This is a genomic window from Moraxella lacunata (genome assembly GCF_900453205.1).
Taxonomy (GTDB): Bacteria; Pseudomonadota; Gammaproteobacteria; order Pseudomonadales; family Moraxellaceae; genus Moraxella; species Moraxella lacunata_B.
Map to the genome: position 1 here is coordinate 136,468 of NZ_UGQU01000003.1, position 22,621 is coordinate 159,088.

Annotated in this window: 27 protein-coding genes and 1 tRNA gene; 12 read left to right on the forward strand and 16 right to left on the reverse strand. The window is 41.0% G+C overall.

Features of this window, described 5'->3' with window-relative positions; all coding sequences use genetic code 11:
- The first annotated feature begins 22 nt into the window (after positions 1 to 22).
- The 6 genes from DX073_RS09520 to gloA all read left to right on the forward strand — a co-directional run bounded on the left by DX073_RS09520 (position 23) and on the right by gloA (position 6,335).
- On the forward strand, positions 23 to 2,146 hold the full coding sequence (locus tag DX073_RS09520) for a type IV pilus secretin PilQ (protein ID WP_115007792.1): 2,124 nt from the start codon (positions 23 to 25) through the stop codon (positions 2,144 to 2,146).
- A 121-nt stretch (positions 2,147 to 2,267) separates the two neighbouring features.
- On the forward strand, positions 2,268 to 2,876 hold the full coding sequence (locus DX073_RS09525) for a shikimate kinase (protein WP_115008327.1): 609 nt from the start codon (positions 2,268 to 2,270) through the stop codon (positions 2,874 to 2,876).
- 45 nt (positions 2,877 to 2,921) lie between these two features.
- On the forward strand, positions 2,922 to 4,022 hold the full coding sequence (gene aroB / locus DX073_RS09530) for a 3-dehydroquinate synthase (RefSeq protein WP_115007794.1): 1,101 nt from the start codon (positions 2,922 to 2,924) through the stop codon (positions 4,020 to 4,022).
- A 43-nt stretch (positions 4,023 to 4,065) separates the two neighbouring features.
- Positions 4,066 to 5,067, forward strand: coding sequence for a hypothetical protein (locus DX073_RS09535; protein ID WP_115007796.1), 1,002 nt, complete (start codon positions 4,066 to 4,068; stop codon positions 5,065 to 5,067).
- 55 nt (positions 5,068 to 5,122) lie between these two features.
- Positions 5,123 to 5,746 (forward strand): carbonic anhydrase, encoded by a 624-nt coding sequence (locus DX073_RS09540; protein WP_115007798.1) that lies wholly within the window; start codon positions 5,123 to 5,125, stop codon positions 5,744 to 5,746.
- A 55-nt stretch (positions 5,747 to 5,801) separates the two neighbouring features.
- Positions 5,802 to 6,335 (forward strand): lactoylglutathione lyase, encoded by a 534-nt coding sequence (gene gloA / locus DX073_RS09545; protein WP_115007800.1) that lies wholly within the window; start codon positions 5,802 to 5,804, stop codon positions 6,333 to 6,335.
- A gap of 137 nt (positions 6,336 to 6,472) precedes the next feature.
- Here gloA and DX073_RS09550 read toward each other — a convergent pair whose 3' ends face one another.
- From DX073_RS09550 to DX073_RS09600, 11 genes are all read right to left on the reverse strand, one after another.
- Entirely contained in the window at positions 6,473 to 7,297 is an 825-nt protein-coding gene (locus DX073_RS09550; RefSeq protein WP_115007802.1) for a tyrosine-type recombinase/integrase, read from the reverse strand.
- A 46-nt stretch (positions 7,298 to 7,343) separates the two neighbouring features.
- Entirely contained in the window at positions 7,344 to 7,835 is a 492-nt protein-coding gene (locus tag DX073_RS09555; protein ID WP_115007804.1) for a hypothetical protein, read from the reverse strand.
- Positions 7,832 to 8,737: a zonular occludens toxin domain-containing protein gene (locus DX073_RS09560; RefSeq protein ID WP_115007806.1), complete on the reverse strand. Its 906-nt coding sequence runs from the start codon at positions 8,735 to 8,737 to the stop codon at positions 7,832 to 7,834. Before DX073_RS09560 ends, DX073_RS09555 begins: the two co-directional genes overlap by 4 nt.
- A gap of 129 nt (positions 8,738 to 8,866) precedes the next feature.
- Entirely contained in the window at positions 8,867 to 9,142 is a 276-nt protein-coding gene (locus DX073_RS09565) for a DUF2523 family protein (protein WP_115007808.1), read from the reverse strand.
- Complete coding sequence (locus DX073_RS09570) at positions 9,129 to 10,343, reverse strand: hypothetical protein (protein WP_115007810.1); 1,215 nt, start codon at positions 10,341 to 10,343, stop codon at positions 9,129 to 9,131. The genes DX073_RS09565 and DX073_RS09570 overlap by 14 nt, the downstream gene beginning before the upstream one ends.
- 116 nt (positions 10,344 to 10,459) lie before the next feature.
- Positions 10,460 to 10,621, reverse strand: coding sequence for a hypothetical protein (locus tag DX073_RS14340; RefSeq protein WP_181814416.1), 162 nt, complete (start codon positions 10,619 to 10,621; stop codon positions 10,460 to 10,462).
- A 179-nt stretch (positions 10,622 to 10,800) separates the two neighbouring features.
- A complete protein-coding gene (locus tag DX073_RS09575; RefSeq protein ID WP_115007812.1) occupies positions 10,801 to 11,073 on the reverse strand; it encodes a hypothetical protein in 273 nt (90 codons plus the stop codon).
- Positions 11,074 to 11,096: 23 nt separating this feature from the next.
- On the reverse strand, positions 11,097 to 11,312 hold the full coding sequence (locus DX073_RS09580; protein ID WP_115007813.1) for a hypothetical protein: 216 nt from the start codon (positions 11,310 to 11,312) through the stop codon (positions 11,097 to 11,099).
- 6 nt (positions 11,313 to 11,318) lie between these two features.
- Entirely contained in the window at positions 11,319 to 11,609 is a 291-nt protein-coding gene (locus DX073_RS09585; protein WP_115007815.1) for a hypothetical protein, read from the reverse strand.
- Between the two features lie 64 nt (positions 11,610 to 11,673).
- Positions 11,674 to 12,966, reverse strand: a complete 1,293-nt coding sequence (locus DX073_RS09590; protein ID WP_115007817.1) for a replication initiation factor domain-containing protein — start codon at positions 12,964 to 12,966, stop codon at positions 11,674 to 11,676.
- A gap of 528 nt (positions 12,967 to 13,494) precedes the next feature.
- Positions 13,495 to 13,740, reverse strand: coding sequence for a hypothetical protein (locus DX073_RS09600; protein ID WP_115007822.1), 246 nt, complete (start codon positions 13,738 to 13,740; stop codon positions 13,495 to 13,497).
- Between the two features lie 70 nt (positions 13,741 to 13,810).
- On the opposite strand from DX073_RS09600, the gene DX073_RS14100 reads away from it, so the two are divergent.
- On the forward strand, positions 13,811 to 14,173 hold the full coding sequence (locus DX073_RS14100; RefSeq protein WP_147279714.1) for a hypothetical protein: 363 nt from the start codon (positions 13,811 to 13,813) through the stop codon (positions 14,171 to 14,173).
- Here the strand turns inward: DX073_RS14100 and DX073_RS09605 are convergent.
- The 3 genes from DX073_RS09605 to DX073_RS09610 form a co-directional block, all read right to left on the reverse strand.
- Positions 14,079 to 14,651, reverse strand: a complete 573-nt coding sequence (locus DX073_RS09605; protein ID WP_115007824.1) for a hypothetical protein — start codon at positions 14,649 to 14,651, stop codon at positions 14,079 to 14,081. The two genes, DX073_RS14100 and DX073_RS09605, sit on opposite strands and share 95 nt — an antisense overlap.
- Before the next feature lie 14 nt (positions 14,652 to 14,665).
- A complete protein-coding gene (locus DX073_RS14345) occupies positions 14,666 to 14,836 on the reverse strand; it encodes a hypothetical protein (protein ID WP_181814417.1) in 171 nt (56 codons plus the stop codon).
- 409 nt (positions 14,837 to 15,245) lie between these two features.
- Positions 15,246 to 15,322: transfer RNA gene (locus DX073_RS09610), tRNA-Arg, on the reverse strand.
- Positions 15,323 to 15,514: 192 nt separating this feature from the next.
- Between DX073_RS09610 and DX073_RS09615 the strand changes: the two genes are divergently transcribed.
- From DX073_RS09615 to queF, 5 genes are all read left to right on the forward strand, one after another.
- A complete protein-coding gene (locus DX073_RS09615; RefSeq protein WP_115007826.1) occupies positions 15,515 to 16,060 on the forward strand; it encodes a c-type cytochrome in 546 nt (181 codons plus the stop codon).
- An 82-nt stretch (positions 16,061 to 16,142) separates the two neighbouring features.
- Positions 16,143 to 16,826: a metallophosphoesterase family protein gene (locus DX073_RS09620; RefSeq protein ID WP_115007828.1), complete on the forward strand. Its 684-nt coding sequence runs from the start codon at positions 16,143 to 16,145 to the stop codon at positions 16,824 to 16,826.
- Positions 16,827 to 17,052: 226 nt separating this feature from the next.
- Positions 17,053 to 18,048 carry an ABC transporter ATP-binding protein gene (locus DX073_RS09625; RefSeq protein WP_115007830.1) on the forward strand — a complete coding sequence of 332 codons (996 nt, stop codon included), beginning with the start codon at positions 17,053 to 17,055 and terminating at the stop codon, positions 18,046 to 18,048.
- Positions 18,049 to 18,195: 147 nt separating this feature from the next.
- Positions 18,196 to 18,966: an ABC transporter permease gene (locus tag DX073_RS09630; protein ID WP_115007832.1), complete on the forward strand. Its 771-nt coding sequence runs from the start codon at positions 18,196 to 18,198 to the stop codon at positions 18,964 to 18,966.
- A 70-nt stretch (positions 18,967 to 19,036) separates the two neighbouring features.
- On the forward strand, positions 19,037 to 19,894 hold the full coding sequence (gene queF / locus DX073_RS09635; RefSeq protein WP_115007834.1) for an NADPH-dependent 7-cyano-7-deazaguanine reductase QueF: 858 nt from the start codon (positions 19,037 to 19,039) through the stop codon (positions 19,892 to 19,894).
- 45 nt (positions 19,895 to 19,939) lie between these two features.
- On the opposite strand, the gene DX073_RS09640 is transcribed toward queF, so the two are convergent.
- Together DX073_RS09640 and DX073_RS09645 are read right to left on the reverse strand one after the other, a co-directional pair.
- Positions 19,940 to 22,087, reverse strand: a complete 2,148-nt coding sequence (locus tag DX073_RS09640; protein WP_115007836.1) for a M3 family metallopeptidase — start codon at positions 22,085 to 22,087, stop codon at positions 19,940 to 19,942.
- A 151-nt stretch (positions 22,088 to 22,238) separates the two neighbouring features.
- On the reverse strand, positions 22,239 to 22,544 hold the full coding sequence (locus DX073_RS09645) for a PepSY domain-containing protein (protein ID WP_115007838.1): 306 nt from the start codon (positions 22,542 to 22,544) through the stop codon (positions 22,239 to 22,241).
- Between the last annotated feature and the right edge of the window lie 77 nt (positions 22,545 to 22,621).

The following is a 22,621-nucleotide window of genomic DNA, read 5'->3' on the forward strand; positions in this document are numbered from 1 at the left end:
GATTTATTCTGAGGATGAAATAATGAATTTTTTAACCAAAAAGTCTGCCTTTGCTTATTCTGCGTTGGCAATCAGTTTTATGGCGGTTGAAGCACATGCTTTAGCTATTCAAGGTCTATCAGCCAACCAAATCAGTGCTGATACCACTCAACTTAAAGTTGCCTTTGATGGTCAGCCTGTAACCCCTGTGGCTTATCAACAGGCAGATGGCAAACAGCTTGCTCTTGATTTTAACCAAGTAAGTAGTGGTGGATTGCCAAGAAGTATGCCCATCAACCGTGGCGTGGTTAATGAAGTGACTGCACTAAATAACGGCTCTATGACCCGCTTAATGATTAACTTAAAGGATAGTGCAAGCTACACCAGCACGGTACAAGGTAATCAGCTACTTATTAATATAAAACAAGGCGGTTCATCGACCACTCAATCTGTAGCAAATCAACCCGCCCCTGCGGTTGTTACCACGCCAGTCCAATCAGCAGTACAGCCGATGACTGTAAAAGTAAACCCATTGTTAGCACCCAACTCGGGTTCATTGGCAAGTAATTATGATGGCGTGTCAACAGTCGATTACTCAGGTAATGCTAATGGTGGTAATGTTACCGTAAACCTAACCAATGAGTCCATTCCTGTAGATGTACAACGCCAAGGTAATAAACTGGTGATTCGCACCACTGGCACTACCATTCCACGTCATTTATTAAAACGTATTAATGGTAGTGGTTTGGTGGCGGATATTGATGCAAAAAATCAAGGTCAAAATGGTGTTATTACGGTTAACATGACAGGTGATTTTGAGTACCAAGCCTATCAATCAGGTGCAACACTTAACATCTCAGTATTGCCACCAAAAATGCTCCGTGAACCGACCATTGAAGAGAAGGTTTATACTGGTGAACCGTTATCAATGGAATTTCAGGATGTATCAGTGCGTACTGTACTTGATGTTTTAGGCCAATTCACCGAAAACAATATTGTCGCTGCTGATAATGTGCAGGGTAATATTACATTAAGACTTATTAATGTGCCATGGGATCAGGCTTTGGATATTATCCTAAAAAGTAAAAATTTGGGTCAACGCAAAAATGGTAATGTGATTTTGGTAGCTCCTGCTGAAGAGTTGGCAGCACGCGAAATTAAAGAGTTGGAAGATGCTAAAAAAGTAGATGAATTAGAACCTATTCGTCAAGAGCATATCCGTCTTAACTATGCCAAGGCGGAAGACATTCATGGTCTATTAGATAAAGTTGGTAGTTCAAGCGGCTCTAACAATAACCGTAACTCACTACTTAGCCCACGCGGTAATGCCACCTTTGATGGTCGTACCAACACCATCATCATCAATGATACGGCACGAAGCATCGCAAATGTACGCCAATTAATTGAAGCCATTGACATTCCTGTTAAACAGGTAATGATTGAGGCTCGTATTGTTAATGCATCAGACACTTTTTCTAAGCAGTTGGGTGTAAGATGGGGTTTTAATAGAACGGGTAATGAATTTGACATTCGCGGAATGAATGGATTGTCTTCTTCAAATACCGAATCACGTTTTGGCAACTTTGCTGTTGATCTGGGTGTGACAGCGGCCACAAGTGGTATATCGCTAGGACTGTTGAATATTGATAATTATGCACTGGGCTTGGAATTGTCAGCAATGCAGGCTGATAATAAAGGAGAGATTATCTCTTCGCCAAAGGTCTTAACATCTGATAAACAACCAGCCAGAATCTCATCTGGGGTGGAGATTCCTTATCAAGAGGCATCAGCCAGTGGTGCAACAACAGTCAGCTTTAAAGAAGCGGCCTTAGTGCTATCTGCCACACCAAACATCACCCCAGAGGGTAAAATCGGTCTAGATTTAGAAATTACCAACTCTGCAGACTCCGGCGGTAGGGTGTTGGGCGTACCAATTCTTAATACAGATGAGATAAAAACCAATGTTATCTTAGAAGATGGTCAGACTGTGGTGCTGGGCGGTGTCTTTAAGAACACCATTGGTAATAACCAAAGTAAAGTACCTTTCTTAGGTGATTTACCAGGGGTGGGTCGTTTGTTTAGAAATAATGTTAGGCTTAACAACAAAGAAGAGCTCCTTATCTTTGTCACACCACGCATCGTCAACGACGGCGTTAGTCGCTACTAATTTTACAGTTCAAACAAAAAGCAGGCTGATGGTCTGCTTTTTGTTTTGTATTCACAAAAAAGCACTAGCCATAATCGCCCAAAACTTGTATCATAGAACATTTATTTTTAGCGATGTTATTATGAGTATAGAAGAATCGGCGGTGATTGAAGAGGTGTTTGTCCAAAAACCCATTCATCACTATGCCCATTTATTGCCGTCTATTTTTTTGGTGGGACCGATGGGGGCGGGCAAGACAACCATTGGTAAACTGCTTGCCAAACATTTAAAACGTCCTTTTTGGGATGTAGATTGGTGTATCAGCGAAAAAGCAGGGGCGGACATCCCGTGGATTTTTCAAAAAGAGGGTGAGTCAGGCTTTCGTGAGCGTGAGAGCCGTGCCATGGATGAGCTGTCTGCCATGCCAAGCATTGTACTGGCTACAGGTGGCGGTGTGGTTGAGCGTGAATGCAATCGAGAATATCTAAAACGTGGATTGGTTATTTTTTTGGATGCGAGCGTGGATACCCAAATCCATCGCACCAAAAAAGACAAAAATCGCCCTCTACTCCAAACAGATAATCCCAGAGCGGTATTAGAAACGCTTTATCAAAGACGATCACCATTATATCAAGAGGTGGCAGACATTACTGTCGCCACAGGAAGGGCTTACCCCAAGCAAATGATGGCAGAGATACTTGATGTTCTTATCGCTTATGCTAAAAATATTGAGAATCAGCAAACATCTTAATTTTTAAACCATTAAAATATTTACAGCAAATTTCAAAGCAGTATCATGACACACATTACCAATACACTCACTGTCCAAACCCAGAGTCACGATTATCCCATTTTTATTGGTGCCAGCACCGCAGGTCAGATAGATTTGGCAAGTCCTATTTTGCCATTCATCAAAGGCAAGCAGGTGCTTATCGTTACTAATACGACCATTGCTCCTTTGTATTTGACCGATTTAACTAAACATTTGGCAGTACAGGGCTTGATGGTTGAGAGCTGTGTCTTGCCCGATGGTGAGCAGTATAAAAACCAAGAGCATATCAATGCCATTTATGATACGCTCATGAAAAATCACTTTGCTCGGGATTGTACGCTCATCGCCTTGGGTGGTGGGGTGATTGGCGATATGACCGGCTTTGCGGCGGCAAGCTTTATGCGTGGGGTAAATTTCATTCAAGTGCCGACCACACTACTGGCACAAGTGGACTCGTCAGTGGGTGGCAAGACAGGCATTAACCACCCCCTTGGCAAGAACATGATTGGGGCATTTTGGCAACCTGTGTGCGTGTTGGCGGACATGACGACATTTGATACATTGCCCAAAAGAGAATTTGCGGCAGGACTGGCAGAAGTGGTAAAATATGCCCTCATTTTTGATAAGGCTTTTTTGGATTGGCTTGAAGTCAATGTTGCAAAAATCACCGCCAGAGATGGTACGACACTAAGCGAGATGGTGTATCGCTGTTGTGACTACAAAGCCAAAATCGTTGCCAGCGATGAACGTGAGTCGGGTGTGCGTGCTTTGCTAAACTTTGGACATACCTTTGGACACGTCATTGAGACGCACATGGGCTATGGTAATTGGCTTCATGGCGAGGCAGTGGCGGCGGGTATGGTGCAGGCGATGATGATGTCGCAAAAACTTGGATTGATTGGCAAAGACGAAGTTGCTCGTGTTGTTGATTTGTTACAAATCTTTGATTTGCCCGTCAAACCACCCTATATAGAACCATCGGTGGCACTGGATTTGATGGGACATGACAAAAAAGTGCAAAACGGCAGTATTCGATTGGTGTTATTAAAAGAGCTTGGCAAGGCGTTTGTCACCAAAGATTTTGATATGGCAGTGTTAACAGAAGTGCTCAACGCCAACCATTGATTTTTTAAATTTTAAAAATATTGTATTAATTAAAGGCAAGACCATGACCCAAAGTGTAGCGATGATTAATAAAAAATCCAGAAGACAGGCGATGATATGGCTTATCACGGCAGGCGTCATGCTGATACTGTGGTTCTTAATGTCGCTTTCTCACGCCACACCAGAGATTACCAAAGAACGTCAAAAAACCAAAGCGGTGGCAGAAGACTTTGCCTTGCCAGTAACCATTGATAATTTAAGCGAGTTTTCCAAAGAAGTGCCACCCATTGACTTTGCGACGGTGGTGCGAGACCTGCGTAATTATCCTGCCGAGTTTAAGGGTAAAAAATTTTTTGAAGACAATGAGAAGCGCTGGACGGTGCAAGTCATGGATGTGGCACAAAATGAGATTATCACCGAATATCTCAAAGGACGCAGAGACCGTGATAAGTTTGCTTATTTTCGCTATCATAATGCCAATAACGAACAGCGTTATATTCTAACCTATGGCATCATGGGTAGCACCCAAGAGGCATTGGGTGCGATAAAGACGGTGGATTTTGGACTGCCCAAAAGTGTCACACCCATGCCTGAGGAAATGAAGCGTTATGTTGGTATGATAGATAATTACGAACGTTCAGCGGAAGTGGTGATTGATTCTTCGGAATCATCACCTCGTGCAGTTCGTTTAAAACCAACCAAAAAAGAAATCCCTGCCGAGGCACCTAAGCCAAAAGAGGAAATAAAAGAGACGCCCAAAAAAGCAGTGGCAGAAGACGTGATTGCCGACTTAAATGAGCAGGAGAATGGGCCGACCAAACAACTCAAAGCTCCGCCTACCATCAAACCCAAAGAGACGGCAGAAAAACCAAAAGCTGATACCAAGAGTAGCAATAAAGCAGAAAGTCAGGTCGAGTCAAAACCTCAAACAAAACCCGAGTCAACCTCTGAACCCAAAAATGAACCAAAGTCTGAACCTAAAAGTGAAAAGCCTGCACCCACCAAGGAGGCGAATGTGGCGGACTTAGAGCCTGCCCCACCCATGACCATGCCAGGTGATGATTGATAGTATTTGAATGGTCGGTCACGTATCAAATTAAATAACTCCAACAGGAAGTGCCATGAAAAACTTAAATGCCCAAGCGGTGCTAGAACAGTTAAAAGCAGGTAATTTGCGTTATGTTGAAAAAATCAAAAATGCCAAAGAACATCATCAGCCTCCGCCGATACTGGTAGAAGAGCAGTTGCCATCAGCCATTATTTTGGGGTGTTCGGACGCTCGTGTGCCTGTGGAGCTCATCTTTGACCAAAAATTGGGCGAGTTGTTTGTCATCCGAGTAGCGGGCAATGTCGTTGCCCCATCGCAGATTGGTTCGGTAGAGTTCGCTGCCGAGAAATTCGGTACCGAGCTCGTGGTTGTGCTAGGGCATAGCCACTGTGGGGCGGTAACGGCATGTGTCGAGACACTCATTAATCCCGACCAATATTATTCGCCCAATTTGCAATCCATCGTTGATAGAATTCGCCCCAGCGTGTACAACCTACATGAGATACTCACCGCAGGCGATGGCAAGATAGACATGGACGAGTTCATTGACCGTGCTGTGCGTGCCAATGTGCGACTGTCGGTAAGTCAATTAAAATCAGGCTCGCGCAGTTTAGAAGATATGGTTAATAGTGGGAGACTGACCATTGTCGGAGCGGAATATGACGTGGCAACTGGCAAAGTGAATTTTTTTGAATAAGTTTATTATTGCAAAAGTGTTTTAAAAGTATGTTAAATCAAAAAGAGGAGTTGTTATGACGACCATTACCCAACCCGCCCAAGCCTTGACCGCCAATGGCGTTAAAGACATTCCAATAGCGTCCGAAGGTTTTACCTTTAACCACACCATGCTACGCATCAAAGACCCTGTCAAGTCGCTAGAATTTTATACAGGCGTGCTTGGTATGACTCTACTCCGCCATAGCCAATTCCCTGATGCCAAATTTGACTTGTATTTTTTGGCAAAATTAACCAAAGATGAGCGTGATAATTTGCCTGCCACAGAGAACCTGACTGCTTATGTCTCGCGCCAACGTGGTATTCTAGAACTCACGCACAACTACGGCACCGAAAATGACGCTGATTTTAGCTATCATGATGGCAACAGCGACCCCAGAGGCTTTGGACATATCTGCTTTGCTGTGCCTGATTTGGCAAAAGCAGTGGCGTGGTTTGATGAAAATAATGTCGTGTTCCAAAAACGCCCCGAAGACGGTAGCATGAAGGACATCGCCTTTATCAAAGACCCAGATGGCTACTGGGTTGAAATTATTGAGCTAAAAGGTTAAAAACAAAAAACACGCTTTTGGGCGTGTTTTTCATTTTATCAATGATAAATGGCGTGCCTGGCGGGAATTGAACCCACGACCTTTGGCTTCGGAGAAAGTAAAAAAACGGTACTTTTTAGTACCGTTTTTTGTTTGTGTTAGCCAATTAAATCCACAGCTTGTAACTTAGTAGAGTAGTCAAGATGTGCATAACGTTGGGTGCTTGATATGTCGCCATGCCCTAAAAGTTCTTTGACCGTGTAAATGGGTACGCCTTTTTGAACGAGCCAACTTGCATAAGTATGGCGTAAATCATGCATACGGCAGTTAATGCCAGCACGCTTTTTACAAAGTTGCCAACCCTTATTGAATGATTTGATATTTTCGCCAGTTTTGGGGTTGGTAAAGACGTAATCGCCTTGTCTATTATCTAAACGGTGTTTTAGTACGTTGTAGGCTGTATCATTGAGATATTTGTACATGGTGCGTCTTGATTTACTGAGCGTATTTCTAACGATGAATTGGCGTTTTTCAAGGTGGACATTTGCCCATTTAAGTGTAAGAACTTCGGACTGACGGCATCCAGTCATGACAAGTAATGTAATAAAGTCGTGCAAGTCGGTATTGTCAAATTCTAGGCTTGCGGTGAGTAATTTTTCGTACTCTTGGGGGCTTAAGTAGTTTGGGATTGTGTCGGATTCAACGTATTTGACGTTGGCAAATGGGTTATTTAACGTAATCTCAAAATCTTTTGAGACTAAGTTTATTGCAGAGCGACAAAAGCCAATTTCTTTATTGACTGTGGCATTAGATACCTGTTTTTGGCGTTCTAATGCCCATTTTTTGACTTCGGCACGCCTTAGCATGGATAGGGGGTAATCATCAAATGGGGCAAGCAGAGCCAGTCTGTAAGTGTATTTGTACTTAGTCAGATGATAGGTCTGATAGTATTTGATAATATCAGATAACTTTTCAAAATTCATAGATTTAACCTTTAAAAACCGTGCGAAATTGCACGGTTAAAGATTACTAGTTAAAAATAGGTTCGGTGTTTGATTTATCAGTAAATATATATTCTTCCGTTGTCGTTATGCCTTGTGTTGTTTTTTGGGGTTGTGTTTGCTTTTCATTTTTTTGCTCATTAAATTCATTTTCTCTATACTCCGAATAGACATCATTTGCTTGACTGTCCCCAGTGCGTGAATATGTATCACGTCTTTGGGGTATTCTTCCTTTTTCGGCGAGCATATATAAACACTGCTCATTGGATATGTTGAGTAAGTCGCCATACTGGTTATAAGCCTTACATTTACCGTTCATTGCCATGACGGAAGCGGGGAGAATTAAAGGGTCGTCGCCTACTTCTAATGTATATTCAGACAGATATTTTTCACGGACGGCATAGACACGCTTTTGTTCGTCTTTTGCTATTGGTGTAGGTTCGTTTTGTGTTGTTGTGCTGTCTTGTTGTTTTTCTTGTTCTTGTTGTATTTGTGTGGGTTTTTCGTCGTCGCCAATCAATGATGATTTTTCAAAATCATCGGAGAAAAAAACTTGATAAATGAAAAAAGCAATGCCGAGCAGTACCCACGCAACAAAAAATAAAATACCTTTGGGTAATCGCTTTTGATGGGTGTTAATCGTCGTAGACTTGTACAATTTGAAAATTCGTTGCTGAGGCGTAAAAAAAACTTAGCTTCACGGTTATGTTTATTAACCATGGCATTTGGATTATCTTTGGCGGAGCCATATTGATAAACCACGGTTTTCATTCCGTAGGGTCTGGTTAAATGATAATGTACGCCTATCAAAACTTTAACAGTAGGGTGCAATAGGCTTGGATATTGAGTGATAAAATAAAAATCAAAGCCCCTATGACGGTGAATCGTTAGACTTTGGACAATGGGGTCATCTTTCGTTTTTATGTCATCATAGGGCGGTACTAATTGCACTTCGTCAATAACGACAATAGAGCCATCAGGACAATCACGCCAATCATGAGTTAATGCCCTAGCGTAATCAATTTTTAAATTATTAATATTAGTATAAATGGTGCGAACAGGCAAAAAGAATTTAAAATTTTGTTCACCCTCACGCTCATTAATACGTTGTATTATTTCGTTGAAATGAACAACTCTTTGAAAATAATAATCGGGTCGTAAATCGTCAAATTCCTGCCCTAAGAAATTAAAGTAATCATCTGGTAGAATTTCAATCTTGTTTTTAAGTTCGTGGCCAGAGCCATCTTCATACTCACGATAAGTAAAATCATGGGCGAATTTTTCCATAAGGTTTTTGTTATGGTTATAAAATTCAATGTTCTTAACCAAATTAACTTTGTTTGATTTCTCAATTGCGTCTAATTTGGTAACAACAAAAGCGGTTTTTGTCGCCCCTGGTACGCCAGTAACAAGATGTAGCATTGTATTTTCCTTTTATGCGTTAGTTGCTAATGACCTATTTTTAACGCTTGAAAATAGGATTTTAAATTTTTTGTAGGGCGTTCGCGCTTCGCAATCGTCGCAAGCTCCTCACTTGTCGCGCGAATGCCCTTATTTAATTTTTTGTAAAGTGAGTTTGCCAGCTTGCATGGTAGAGCGGGCAACAATCGCCCCAATGATGATAGACATTGCCAGGTCAATGCCGGCAATATGGGCAAGACCTAATAAGTCAGCAGATACACTATTAAGACCCGATCTTAAATGCTTAATTGCGGTATCAAGCATGGTTAAAGTGATTGCAGATGTGCCGAGAGTTAAGCCAGCACCAGTTAAAACGTCTTTTAACCATCCTTTTTGCAAATTCTTAAATAAGCTAATCATTGACATTTACGCCCCCTAAAATTCTAACGGCTTGATAACTTGCCATGGATACAATGATGTATTTTATATAAGACAAAATTTCACAAAATTTATGCCATTTAAAGTTAAAAAATTCGAAATTTTTACCAGCAAAAGATCCGTTTATAATCACGTCGCTAGGACATTGACCGCTAAAACGTATTGATGAATCAATGTTTTGGATATTGTCAGGTGATATATCAATATCGGTATCTTTGTCGGTATCATCTTTTTTTACCCAATCGATAAAGTCACAAACTTTACCAGCCCAATCACAAAATGCAGGTAGTTCAAAGGGCTTGGATTCATCCTTGGGCTTAGTTTCGTCGCTTGGTTGTTCTTTATTGTCTGTTTTGTCGTTTGGGCTTGTGCTGTCGTCTGGTTGACTGACATTGCGAAGTGCTGTGTCAATGTCGTTATCATGTTCACCTTTTTCAATTTGTTCTATGATTGTTTCGTTTACTGTGTTGTAGTAATTGTTAGTGATGACGTTAGTTGTGCTATTGTCTTCGTTATTGATAACGTGATTTGCGATTGTGTCAAGTGGCATTGACTGTTCTTTCGTTGTTCCAATACGCTGAATGGAAGGAGCTGTAGTAATTGAAGGATTATCAGAAACAATATAAACATCAAATACATCTGGATTATACGATGATACTGATATTGATTTAACTGAAATGCACGGTTCGACGATTTTGCAATTATAATTTGCGGCAGATTCTTTACTAGGATGAATTTTTTGGTGGTGGTCGAGCCAAAGATAACCATCGGGATGATAATATTTAATAGAATTATTATTTGGGTCTAAAACCCAGTCTATGCCGTCGCCAAGCAAATCTACAACAGCATAAGCTAATGCAGCTGAATTGATACCACGAGCAAAACGCCCTGCTAATGTTTTAGCATTTGCTTTAATGTTAAAGGTGGATTGTTTTTTGACATTTGGGTGATTTGGGTCGTAAGGGACAACAGGGTAATTTTTAGATAAAGTAACTTTTGAGCCGGCTTTTAGTCTTTCAGTATCTAATTGTATGCTATCATCAAACAATCCACGTTTTTGTACAGCGTCATTTAACGCTGGATATGTTGTTTTTTTATAGCTAACTGACATTTCATCAGCACGAGCAAGCACGCTACACAGTGACAGCACGGCAAGCAGTGTGATGATAATGGGGCGGTTATAGTTCATATCCGAGTATTCCAGCGATGATTGCAATCCACATGAGTAAGGCGGGTATGTAGATGATGATAATGCGGAGTATAGTTGCGAGCATAAGAGTTCCTTTTGTTTTGGGTTGGGGTTTGTTATGGGTCTGGAATAGAATCATCACATTCTAAACAAATATCATCAATGGAATGACCCACATAAATAAAAGGCTGTTTACAAATTGAGCAAAGCTCATCATCTGAAAAGCCAATATCATCATAATCATCATAATCATTTTCTTCTGTTCTAAATAAATACATTATCAACCTCAGTAAAAATTCATTTAAAAATATCTATCAGTACCTTAATTGCATAACAAACTAATGCAATAGGTAGCCAATATAACACGCTTGCTTCACTTTCCATTTTTACACCTTTTTAGTTAAAGAAAGACAGCCTAAGGCATGGCAAAGACTGTCTTTGGTGTTACTGCTTAGAATTAAGCAGAGTTTGCACCACGTTTTAAATAACGCCAGCCAGCGAAAATGCCAAGCAGAATAGCACCAGCGGTAAATAGCGTGATAATGAGTGCTTTACCAGCATCGATCTCGCCAGTTAAACCCTCGCCAATTTTTGTAATTTCGGCTGCGTTTGCCGCTTGCATTGAGCTAGCAACAACTGCAGTCGCTACACCGTATTTTACGGCTTCTTTGAAAGTGGGTTTTTGTGATTCTTTTTCAGTTAGAACCAAAACTTCGTTTTGTTTATCCATGGGGATACTCCTGTTAACGCTCGTTAGAGCTCTTTTACTGCTTTTGCAACCAGCGTGAAAGCCAGTATGATTGCAAAAACGCCAATGATTGAACCGCCAATAATAGCCATTTCTTGTTTAGTGATAGCAAGCTTATCAAGCCAAGAAGTAGAATCATAAGCGACCCAAGTTTTACAAAACATGACCCCTTGAACATCTACAAGCTCAGAGCAGATATAATGCGTTTGGGGCTGTTTCATAATCTGTTAAACCTTTTGAGTGGGCTTTATAATTTGAATATCAGTAACAATCACTTGATTGCTTTTGCCGTTGGTGACCATCTCATAAGTGATATTGGCTTCGGCAGGGAATTTGACGTCTTTTATCTTGTCATAATTGGAGCTGTCACCCCAGGTAAATTCGGAGACAGCAAAGCCGACCTGATCGGGTGACGGTTTCATAGATGTTTGTACATAGATTTTGGTTGAATCGTATGTATTGCCGTTGTCTAGGGTGCCTTTGGAGCGTTTAGCCCCAAGGATGATAGGATTTGACATGGTTGTTTCCTCGTGCGTTAGTTGCTAATGACCTATTTTTAACGCTAAAAAAATAGGATTTTTTTTATGGGCTTGCCCACATTGGCGTAATTTTAATGCCCCACATATCAAACAATTCCTTTTCAAGGTCGGTTTGTTTGGTTTTGGGCGGTGCCTTAACGTGGTTCAAAATCTTATCCAAATCAGCATATCTCGAATTTGGATTGTAGTAATTGGCACAAAGTTTTAGGCGTTTGGGGTAATAATCCTTGTCCTTTTTTGTGCAAATCTTTGAAAAAATCTTTCGAAAATCAGGGGTTTTTTGTCCGTTCATATATGTATTAGTAAATATCTCACCAAAGGCCTTGATATATTTACCGAACTGATGCCTGATAATATCTATGGCACGGTGCAAACTGATTTTTGATTCTTGCTTAATTGATTCAAATTTATCCACAATTTGGGGCGTGTGGTCGCCCTTATTCTTTTTTGCCAATTCAATCAAATCAAGGCAATAAGGGTAAGCACCGCAGAAGTATTCAGTCGGGTGCAGTAATATATCAAAGGGTATTAGCCTTTTTTTGGCGTGTATTTCAAGCTCAGAGCGGAACCAAGGCGAGCTTGTATCGCCAAGTTGTTTGCCTTTTTCGTAGCAACGGATAACTTTTCCATTTTTACGAGAGCCGACATACAAGGTTAAGCCCTTGTTTTGTGGGTCGCCATGCTTAAATTCGCCTGCTATGGTGCATGCAGGGCGGTTACGGGTTTTGGGCAGTAAGAACATGTCATTTGATTCTTGCTCATTTGCCCAATCAAAGCTACTGTATTCACCCTTGAAGTCATCATGGGCTAAGTCAATGCGTGATATTTTGCCATCGGTTGCCACGTTATCAAGCCAGTGATGTAGTCTTAGTTCCCAGCCTTCATCAGCGAGCTTACAGCCCATGCCAGTTAAGCCCAAAAATACCGTTTCATTTTGTCCACCAATGCCAATATTTAATAAAATTTCATTTTCGGGGGAGTAAACGGTATAACCGTTTTTGTAATAATGTATGCCTGCATTTTTAGGGATAATAATGCCGAACATATCGCCAAAGATATTTGATAAGTCCAGAGCCATGGCAGAAATGACCATGTCATTTAGGTGTTCTTTTTGTTCATTGTCTAAATCCAATCTAAACAAGTCTTTGGCAGTCGTGCCAAGCTCATACATTTGCTTATTTGTAAATGTTTCCACGGAGCAGACAATATTAAGGGCATCAATAACCACATATTCGCCTTTTGTTGGTACACGCAGGGGTAAAAGGTGCGTTTCACCGCCTATTAATATCGTTTGTTCTTGCACGGTTGATATCGTTTCTAGTATTGTTGAGCTCATTTGTTTTTCCACATTAAAACGTCTTGTTTGTAACGTACGGTGCAAAGTCCTGTACAGTGGTTAGTTTGTTTACGCCGTATTACGCCGTATTACATAAGGCGTAAACCCAAAAATTTGGGTATTAAGTTTTGTCTTGTCTTTTTGTCTTGTCGGGTTTTTCGTTTGGTTTTCGCTACTCTTTGTATGTTGGGGGAACAAAATAAGCGGTTTTTGTGCTTTTTGTTTTTGGGCGTTCCCCTGACGGGTCGGGCTTTTCGCTTCAATCCTTTTAAGCCAAAGTATTATTTTCCTAAGCAAAATTTCATTCTTTCTACCGAGAAATGAAATTTATCTAAGAAAAATATATCCTTTGTTTAAAAGATATTTCCGCTTCAATCCCTAACGCATCCAAAGCGAAGTAACGTACTAAACATAGGGTGTATTCTTAACACTTGGGGGCTACACCCCCAAACCCCCGTGAATCCTTTTAATCATTAATTTAAAAAGCAAAATTAATGATTAAAAGGATTGATGAAAAGGATTGATGATTCACTTATCCGACTTCATCCAACAATCAAAATGAAAATCATTGTATGATTCTTCATGCCCTAGCGGTTCGCCACAGAATTTACATGGTGTTTGGTCGCCGTAAATTTCTTCTAAATTGTCATCTTTGCAGTTATCGCAGAGTTCAAATTCACTATTGGGGGGAATGCTGGTGCCACAAACCATGCAATCCCAGTCGTCAGGTGAATGGTCTAAATAGTCTAAATCAAAGTCATCATCAAAATTCATAATGAACCTATTAAAAAAGGCGGTAACACTGCTATAATAAGAATGCAAACCCAAATTAAAGAGTGTTACCATGAGTGAAAATAATCAAAGTCAAAGCTGGAAAGAATTCCAAGAGCTTAGCGATAAACGGATTTATGTGGAATCCGAAACCAACAACAGCACCCAAGAGCCTTACCAATCAGAACTATTTAACCAGACTGCTGTTAAATCCATGCCCCTGTATCTTGTCATTGGTGCCGTTATGGGGCTTGTGATTGGTGTATTCTTTAAAACGCTTGCCAAACGATTGACAAAGCGTAAAAGTAAGCAAAAACCGCTTCAAATTATTCGCCCAGAATTTAGGGGGATGACAAAGCAAGAGCGGGAACATCGCCAACGCCAACGCCGAAAATATGGGATTTTTGACGAAAAGGGAGAGCGGAAGCGGAAATAAAAGAGCCACCCCGCCCCAAAAGGGGCGATGTGGATGGGTGGCAAACTGGTAAACCAGCCAAAGGCGGATGAAATCCGACTTTGGCAGAGTTATTATCTTTTGCAATCATGACAACGATGGGGGTGCCGTCTTCTTCATCTGATTGGGGCTTGTCTTCTGGATTGGATTGGCTTTGTGTATTTTTTGCCTTGTGTGCCTTATCCAATGCGATAAGGTTGTCAATGTGGGCATCAAACAATTCTTTGCTATTGGGTAGCTCAAAACGCTTAGCATATTTGTAAGCGTGATGAACACTTTTATAAGTTAAAAGCTTGTCCAAGTGTTCGGCAGGGATAAAGAAGTCATCATTAGAGCCATTTAGACTTGCACAAACCTTGATATTATTGCCAACGCTTTTATAAATGCGTAGTTTTGAAGTCTTGTTTGACAGCTCAAGAAGTGTTTCTTGATGGTCGTAGATTGAGAATAGATTTGTCATGTTGTCACTCCAAATTAAAGAATTTCACGTTCGCCAAAAATTTCTAAAAATTCTTGTAGTCTGTGGTCGTCTTTGATTTCTGATGCAAATTGTACTTGCTCAATAGTATTCAAAGAATAGGCGACAAGACTGTTATCGCAATCATCTTCGATGTAGACAACAAACTCAAATTTAACGTTTTTCATGAAATTAACTCCACATTGTTAATATTGCCAAAATTGGCGGTTAGGGGTATAATCGGAATTTATACACCGATTTTGGATTACACCAAATTTGGTGTAATCCAAATCTAAAAAATACACCGTTTTTGGTGTAATTCAAATAATACACCAAAAACGGTGTAATAGCAATGGAGTTTACAAAATGTTACAAAACTTAATTAAGCAAGCAGAAGTTAAGGCGGGAACACAACAAGCATTATCCAAACGCTTTAATGTTGTTTATAGTCGTTTTGGGGATTATAAAAAAGGCAGACGTGTGCCAGACGATGCACTTATTTTTAAATTAGCGGAGTATGTGGGGCTTGACCCAATGCAGGTATTTTTTGCAGTGAAAGCGGAGACAGACCCCGAAAATGGGGAACTTTGGGAGAAATGGCGTGCCTGGCGGGAATTGAACCCACGACCTTTGGCTTCGGAGGCCAACACTCTATCCAACTGAGCTACAGGCACATTTAAGGGCGATATTTTAGCAGATTTTTGCTAAAATTACCATGTTTTTGTAAAAATACCAAAAAATCTTGCTAATTTTTTACAAATTACATAAAAAACGTGGCATTTTATCCTTATTTTCCCTTATAATAGTAGGGTAAATTTCCCAAACCCAGAATAACAAGATTATTCAAGGCTAAACGAGATAAGACAATGAAAAAAATTGTAACTTTATCTTTTGCCACATTGTTGGCAATCTCTGGCGTGATGACCAGCCAAGCAAGTGAAGCACCCGCCAATGTGGAAGCAACGACCGAGACTCAGGCAGAGACCGCGATTGCAGAAGCACCCAAAGCAGAAGCCAAAAAAGAAGCCATCCCCGAGGACAGTGCTCAGGTCAAAAAGCTCATCGCCATGTACCCACAACTGGTGGCACGTATCGCCCCTGTGGGTAAAGTGTGCTTTGATGGCGAAGAGTGTGACATTAACATCACTGTGCTAGCCCCTGCGGTAGAGGGCGAGGCAAGACCAGGCGACATGCTTTATAATGCCATCTGTGCCACGTGTCATGATGCGGGCTTGGTGGGAGCACCAAAAACAGGTACAGCCGATTGGGCTCCACGTATCGCCAAAGGTAAGGCAACTTTGTACGACCACGCCATCAATGGCTTTAACGCCATGCCTGCTCGTGGTGGTGCAGACATCTCTGATGATGAAGTGAAAAACGCGGTTGATTATATCATTTCCCAATCGCAATAATTCATTGAATAATCCAAATGGCTTAGGCGGGTAACCGCTTAGGCTGTTTGGCGTTTTTTTATTTTGGATTAAAAGGTGAATCATGGCAAGAGTTTTCGCCATTGGCGACATTCACGGCAGTAAGGTTGCCCTAGCCACGCTGATAGACGGCATACAGCCAACCCATGATGACACGCTTATCTTTTTGGGTGATTATGTCAATCGTGGCGATGACAGCAAAGGCGTGCTGGATATATTGATGGATTTATCTGACACCTGCCAAACGGTCTTTATCATGGGTAATCACGAGCTGATTATGCTGGCAGGGTTAAAATACAAAGATGACTTTGAATTTTGGCTGAAAGTCGGTGGCGATAAAACCTTGCAATCTTTTAATCTAATGCCCATGCGGTCAGAGTGTTTGCATTTGCCATTTAATTATGTGGGTTTTTTAAATAAAACCGTGGATTATCATGAAACAGACGATTTTATCTTTTGTCATGCGTCCATTTATCCATATTTGCCAATGGATAAACAAAATGATTATGCCCTACGCTGGCGTAAATTAGAAAACGACCATGTCGGTCATGTCTCAGGCAAAACCGTGATTTGTGGACATACCGAACAGCGAGACGGACAGGTGTTATTTCAAAACGGCATTATCTGCATTGACACATGGGCGTATGGGGACGGTTGTTTGACGGCGATAGAAGTAAATGGCAAAAAGCTCTATCAGGCGGATAATGACGGCGATTTCTATATTACAGACGTAAGCAATTTCTTTTAATTAACTTGTATTGATTTAAATAAATTAACTTATTTAAAAAGTGAATTTGTCTTTTTATTATTTACCCTAATTTAGTTATCATGCTTTTTAAAATGCAGATGTGTAGAGGCAATTTATTCGCCTAAAAATCAAAATTTTATCACAGAGCAAATTGCAATTTGCTCCTACAACTCTACCCAAAATATCGTTAATTTACACTATCAAATAAATTTTTAAAAACTAAATCATGACCATACCAGCCTTAAAAATAACCAACCTTAAAAAAACCTATCCCAATGGCACTGCCGCCCTAAAAGGCGTGGATTTGACCGTGCCACAAGGCGAATTTTTTGCCTTGCTTGGAGCAAATGGAGCGGGCAAATCCACGATGATTGGTATCATCAGCTCATTATTTCCCCAAACAGACGGCACGGTGGAGATTTTTGGTGTGGATTTGCACAAAAATCCAAGCCTTGCCAAATCCCATCTGGGCGTTGTTCCTCAAGAATTTAATTTTAACCAATTTGAAAAGTGCTTGGATATATTGATTATTCAAGCAGGCTATTACGGCATAAAAAAGAAAGACGCTCTGCCACGAGCAGAATTTTTATTAAAAGAATTGGGGCTTTGGGATAAGAAAGATACAAAGGCTCGTTCGCTCTCTGGCGGTATGAAACGCCGTCTGATGATTGCCCGTGCTTTAATGCATCGCCCTAAGCTATTGATATTAGACGAGCCGACCGCGGGGGTGGATATTGAATTACGCCGTTCTATGTGGGATTTTATGGAGCGTATCAATAAAGACGAAGGCACAAGTATTATTTTGACGACCCATTATTTAGAAGAAGCCGAGCAGTTGTGTAAATATATCGCCATATTAAATCATGGCGAAATTTTAATTAACACCGACATGAAATCATTGCTGACGCAGTTATCCTTAGAAACCTTTGTTTTTGATTTAAAAGACGAATTAAAAAATACCCCAACTCTTAATAATATCAGCCATATAAATTTGGCAGATAACAAAACCTTAGAAATCACACTTAATAAAACCCAGAATTTAAATGACGTATTTACCCAATTAAACAACCTAAATATCCAAATTGTCAGCATGAGAAATAAAGCCAACCGCCTAGAAGAATTATTTATGGGTGTGGTAGATAGCTATTTTCATAAAGGCAAAATGAAGGATGAAAATAAATTAAATAAAGATGAAAATAAATTAAATAATGGGTATTGTTAACCAACCATACCTTTGGGTAGGTTTGTAGGGGCAAATCACATTTGCCCTGTGATAAAGTGTTGATTTTTGGGCGAATGTAATTCGCCCCTACACGTCCAAATTTTAAAATATATCTTTATTGAACAATACCAAATAATGGGGAAAATCATGAATAACCAATTAACCGCTTTTAACACTCTATTATTTAAAGAAATCAAACGCATTGTTCGTATTTGGCCCCAAACCTTATTACCGCCTGTCATTACCATGACTTTGTATTTTGTGATATTTGGGCAAATGATTGGCTCTCGTGTCGGAGAAATGGGTGGGGTGAGCTATATGCAGTTTATCGTGCCGGGTTTGATTATGATGTCGGTCATTACCAATAGTTATTCTAATGTTGTTTCATCATTTTTTAGCACCAAATTTCATGGCAGTATTGATGAAATGCTGGTCTCGCCCATATCCAAGCACGCCATATTATTGGGTTATGTGGGTGGTGGCGTATTTCGTGGGCTTGCCATTGCGTTAATTGTCAGCATTGTGGCGTTATTTTTTACTAAGTTAACGATTAGTAATTTGCCAATCATGCTGATTACCATTATTGGCACGTCCGTGCTATTTTCATTGGGCGGATTTATCAATGCGGTATTTGCTCGCTCGTTTGATGATATTTCTATTGTGCCAAGTTTTATTTTAACGCCTTTGACTTATTTGGGTGGGGTATTTTATTCGTTGGAAAATTTATCACCATTTTGGCAAAATTTATCTCTACTTAACCCCATTGTTTATATGGTCAATGCCTTTCGTTATGGCATATTGGGGCATTCTGATGTGAATGTCGGTTATTCGTTATTGGCGATTTTGGTATTTTGTGCGGTGTTTTATGGCGTGGCATATAAAATATTAAAAGATGGTAAAAGAATTCGGCTTTCTTAATTTAATCATTAAATTTAAATTTGTAGGGGCAATTTATTCGCCCAATATAAATCAAATAAAAAGGTAAACTATGAGTATTCACGGCGTACTGGGCGAAAGCACCACTTATTCAAAAACCTATGACCCCGCCATTTTATATCCCATCTCTCGGCAAATCGGACGAGATGAGATTTTAAAAGACGTGGGATTTGATTTTAATAATTACCATGACGAATTAAAAAATGGCGTGGATATTTGGCAAGCCTTTGAATTGTCATGGCTAAATCCGATTGGCATTTCACAAGTGGCAATGGCTCGTTTCTCTATCCCTGCCAATTCGCCAAATATCGTAGAATCCAAATCCTTAAAGCTCTACCTTAATAGTCTAAACTTTACCAAATTTAGCCATACTGATGAATTAAAAACCACTTTGCAAAAAGATTTATCTATCTGCGTGGGTGCTGATGTGGGTGTGGAGATTATTGATTTAGATAGTGATGAATTAACCATTGCAAAACCAATGGGTACTTGTATTGATGATGTGCTAAATCATTTATCTGATGAGATTATTTTAAGCGATGATATTGATAGCAAATTTTTAAAAAATGCCAAAAAAGGCGAGTTAGAAACCTATCAATTTTATAGCAATCTGTTACGTTCAAATTGCCCTGTTACCAATCAGCCCGATTGGGGAACGGTGCAAATTGAAATGGCGAGCGAATACGCCTTGGATTTTGGCGAATTTTTAAAATACATTTTGTCGTTTAGACGACACAACGGCTTTCATGAGCAATGCGTGGAGCGAATATTTGCCGACATGATGACGTATTTTAAGCCAACTTCTTTAAAAGTGTTGGCGAATTACACCAGACGTGGCGGGATTGACATTAACCCTGTGCGGGTATTTAATGCGGATAAGGGGCAGATTAAACGGCTTATTCGTCAATAAGATAAAAGTAAAAAATAAACCCTGCAATCACAGGGTTTATTTTAATCAGTTAATCCCACGAGCCTTTAACAAAGCATCGTTTTTGGGTTTGCGACCCATAAACCGCTCAAATAGTCTCATCGGCTCATCAGCACCGCCTTGGGACAAAATGGTATTGATAAAATCCTGCCCTGTTTGTTGGTTAAACAGCCCTTCATTCTCAAAGCGAGTAAAGGCATCGCTTGCCAACACTTCCGACCACAGATAGCTATAATACCCTGCCGAATAACCACCCGAAAAAATGTGGTTAAAACTGTGAGCCATACGCACCCAGTCAGGTTCGTCCAGTACCGAGACGTTTTGGCGAATGTCATCACGCAGGCGAGACAGTGTTTTTTTGTCGCCTTGTTTATGTTCAACGTGCAAACGAAAATCAAATAGGGCGTACTCTAACTGGCGGACGATAGAAGTTGCCGATAGGTAGTTTTTGGCGGTTTGCATTTTTTGAACCATGTCCATGGCAATAGGTTCGCCTGTCTCATAATGAGTCGAGATAAGGGCAAGCACGTCTTTATCCCACGTCCAGTTTTCTAGCATTTGGCTTGGGAACTCCACCGCATCTCTTGGCACACGAGTACCCGATAGGGCAAGCACGTCCACCTGTGTAAGCATATGATGTAAGCCATGCCCGAACTCATGAAACAGCGTTTCTACTTCGCTGTGTAGTAGCAAGGCAGGCTTGTCGCTGGTTGCTCCGCCAAAGTTACACACGAGCATGGAGACAGGTTTTTGGGTGTCGCCAGTGGATTTTTTAAAATGCCCAATCGCTGTGCTATGCCACGCACCGCCACGCTTGTTTTCACGAGCAAATAAATCCAGATAAAATGATGCGATGTGTTTGTCATCTTGATGCAGCTCAAAAAAGCGAGTGTCGGGGTGGGGTAAGGATACGCCTGTTTTTTCACGCACGTCCACACCAAACAGACGGCGAGTTACTTCAAACATGCCGTTTAACACTTTATCCACAGGGAAATACACCCGTAAGGCTTCTTTGTCAATGTCATAGAGTGCTTGCTTTTGCTTTTCGGACAAATAGGCAAAATCCCACGGCTCAATCTTATCATCTTGACCTAGCACGCCAATATCACGTCCGTATTGTTGCAACTCTTGCATTTGTTTTTTGGCGGTGGGGCGAGTTTTGGCAAGCAAATCTTTTAAAAAGCCCAATACTTCATCGGTGTCTTTTGCCATGCGTTTGGCAAGCACGTATTGGGCGTAGTTTTTGTAGCCGAGTAGCTGGGCAAGCTCCAACCGCAAATCAATGAGTTCGTTGATAATAGGGGTGTTGTCCCATCGGTGAGCGTTCACCCCTTTGTCAGAGGCACGAGTGCGATACGCCTCGTACATTTGTTTGCGTAGCTGTCTGTCATCGGCGTAGGTGGTGATGGCAAGATAGCTTGGGACATCAAGCCCAAAACGGTAGCCTGTTTTGCCTTTGGATTTGGCGGATTGCTCTGCTTTTTGTAGGGCGATGTCGCTAAGTCCTGATAGTTTGGCTTTGTCGTCAATGACAAGCTCCCAACCCATGTCGGCATCTAGTACGTTGTTGCTAAACTGGGTGGATAGTTCGGATAAACGAGCGACCACTTGGGTATAACGTTCGGCTTTGTCGCCTGTCAATGCCACGCCTGAGAGTTTAAAATCCAGCAAGGCATCGTTTATCGCTTTTTGTTGGGCTTGGGTGTAGGTTTTAAACTCATCGCTTTTGGCGAGTTTTTTAAAGCCTTCATATAAAGGGCGATACATACCAAACCACGACTCATAGTCGCTTGTGCTTTTGGTGATGTCTTGATACACCGCTCGCAGGGCATCTGAGTTTTTGACCGAATGCAAGTGAGCGACCACGCCCCACACACGGTCTAGTTTGTTTTGGGCATCTTCTATCGGGGCGTAGAAGTTATCCCATGTGATACTTTTTTGGGTGCAGACACGCTTGACCACGTCTTTGTTGTGTTTTAATAAAAAGTCAATGGCAGGCGTGATGTGCGAAATCTCAACCGCCCCAAAGCTCGGCAAGCCGTCAAAATGCAGTAGGGGGTTGTCTTGTAAAGTGGTGGGTAAATCTAAGGGTAGGGGGTGTGCCATGCCAAATTTAGGCAGACTTAGAGCAAATAAGCTACCGATTCCTAATTGTAAAAATTGACGGCGTTCCATGATGTCTCCTGATAAAAAACTTTATCTTACGCAAAGTGATTTAAAAAATCAAGGGTTATCATGGATAAAAGGTAGTGATTATGGGGCTTGATTGGGGGATGATGGCTTGGGCTAGGCATAAAAAAGCCCTGCAAATACAGGGGTTTTGGTTTTAGTCTCTATCAAGTTTGGCTTGTAGATTTTTTAAGCTAGGATAATCTAGGCGGATATCGTATTTTTTGCCGTTTTTGATGGCTTCGGTTTCAACATACAGCTTACCACGCTTCTCATCGATTTCTAACTCGTCAGTGATTTGGTAGCCTTGTGCCTCGATGATGGTGCGAGCTTTTTCAAGGTTTTGATGGACTGCTGGGTCTTGATAAGCGGTGCGTTCTAGATGGTTATCGTCTGCGTGAGCCATGCCGATACTTGCAGTGGTCAAGGCTAGGGCAATGGCTAGGGCTTTTGTAATTTTCATGATATTTCTCTATGATAATGGTATGATAAGCCTAATTGGCTTGGTCTTATTATATAACAAGACCAAGCCGATGATGA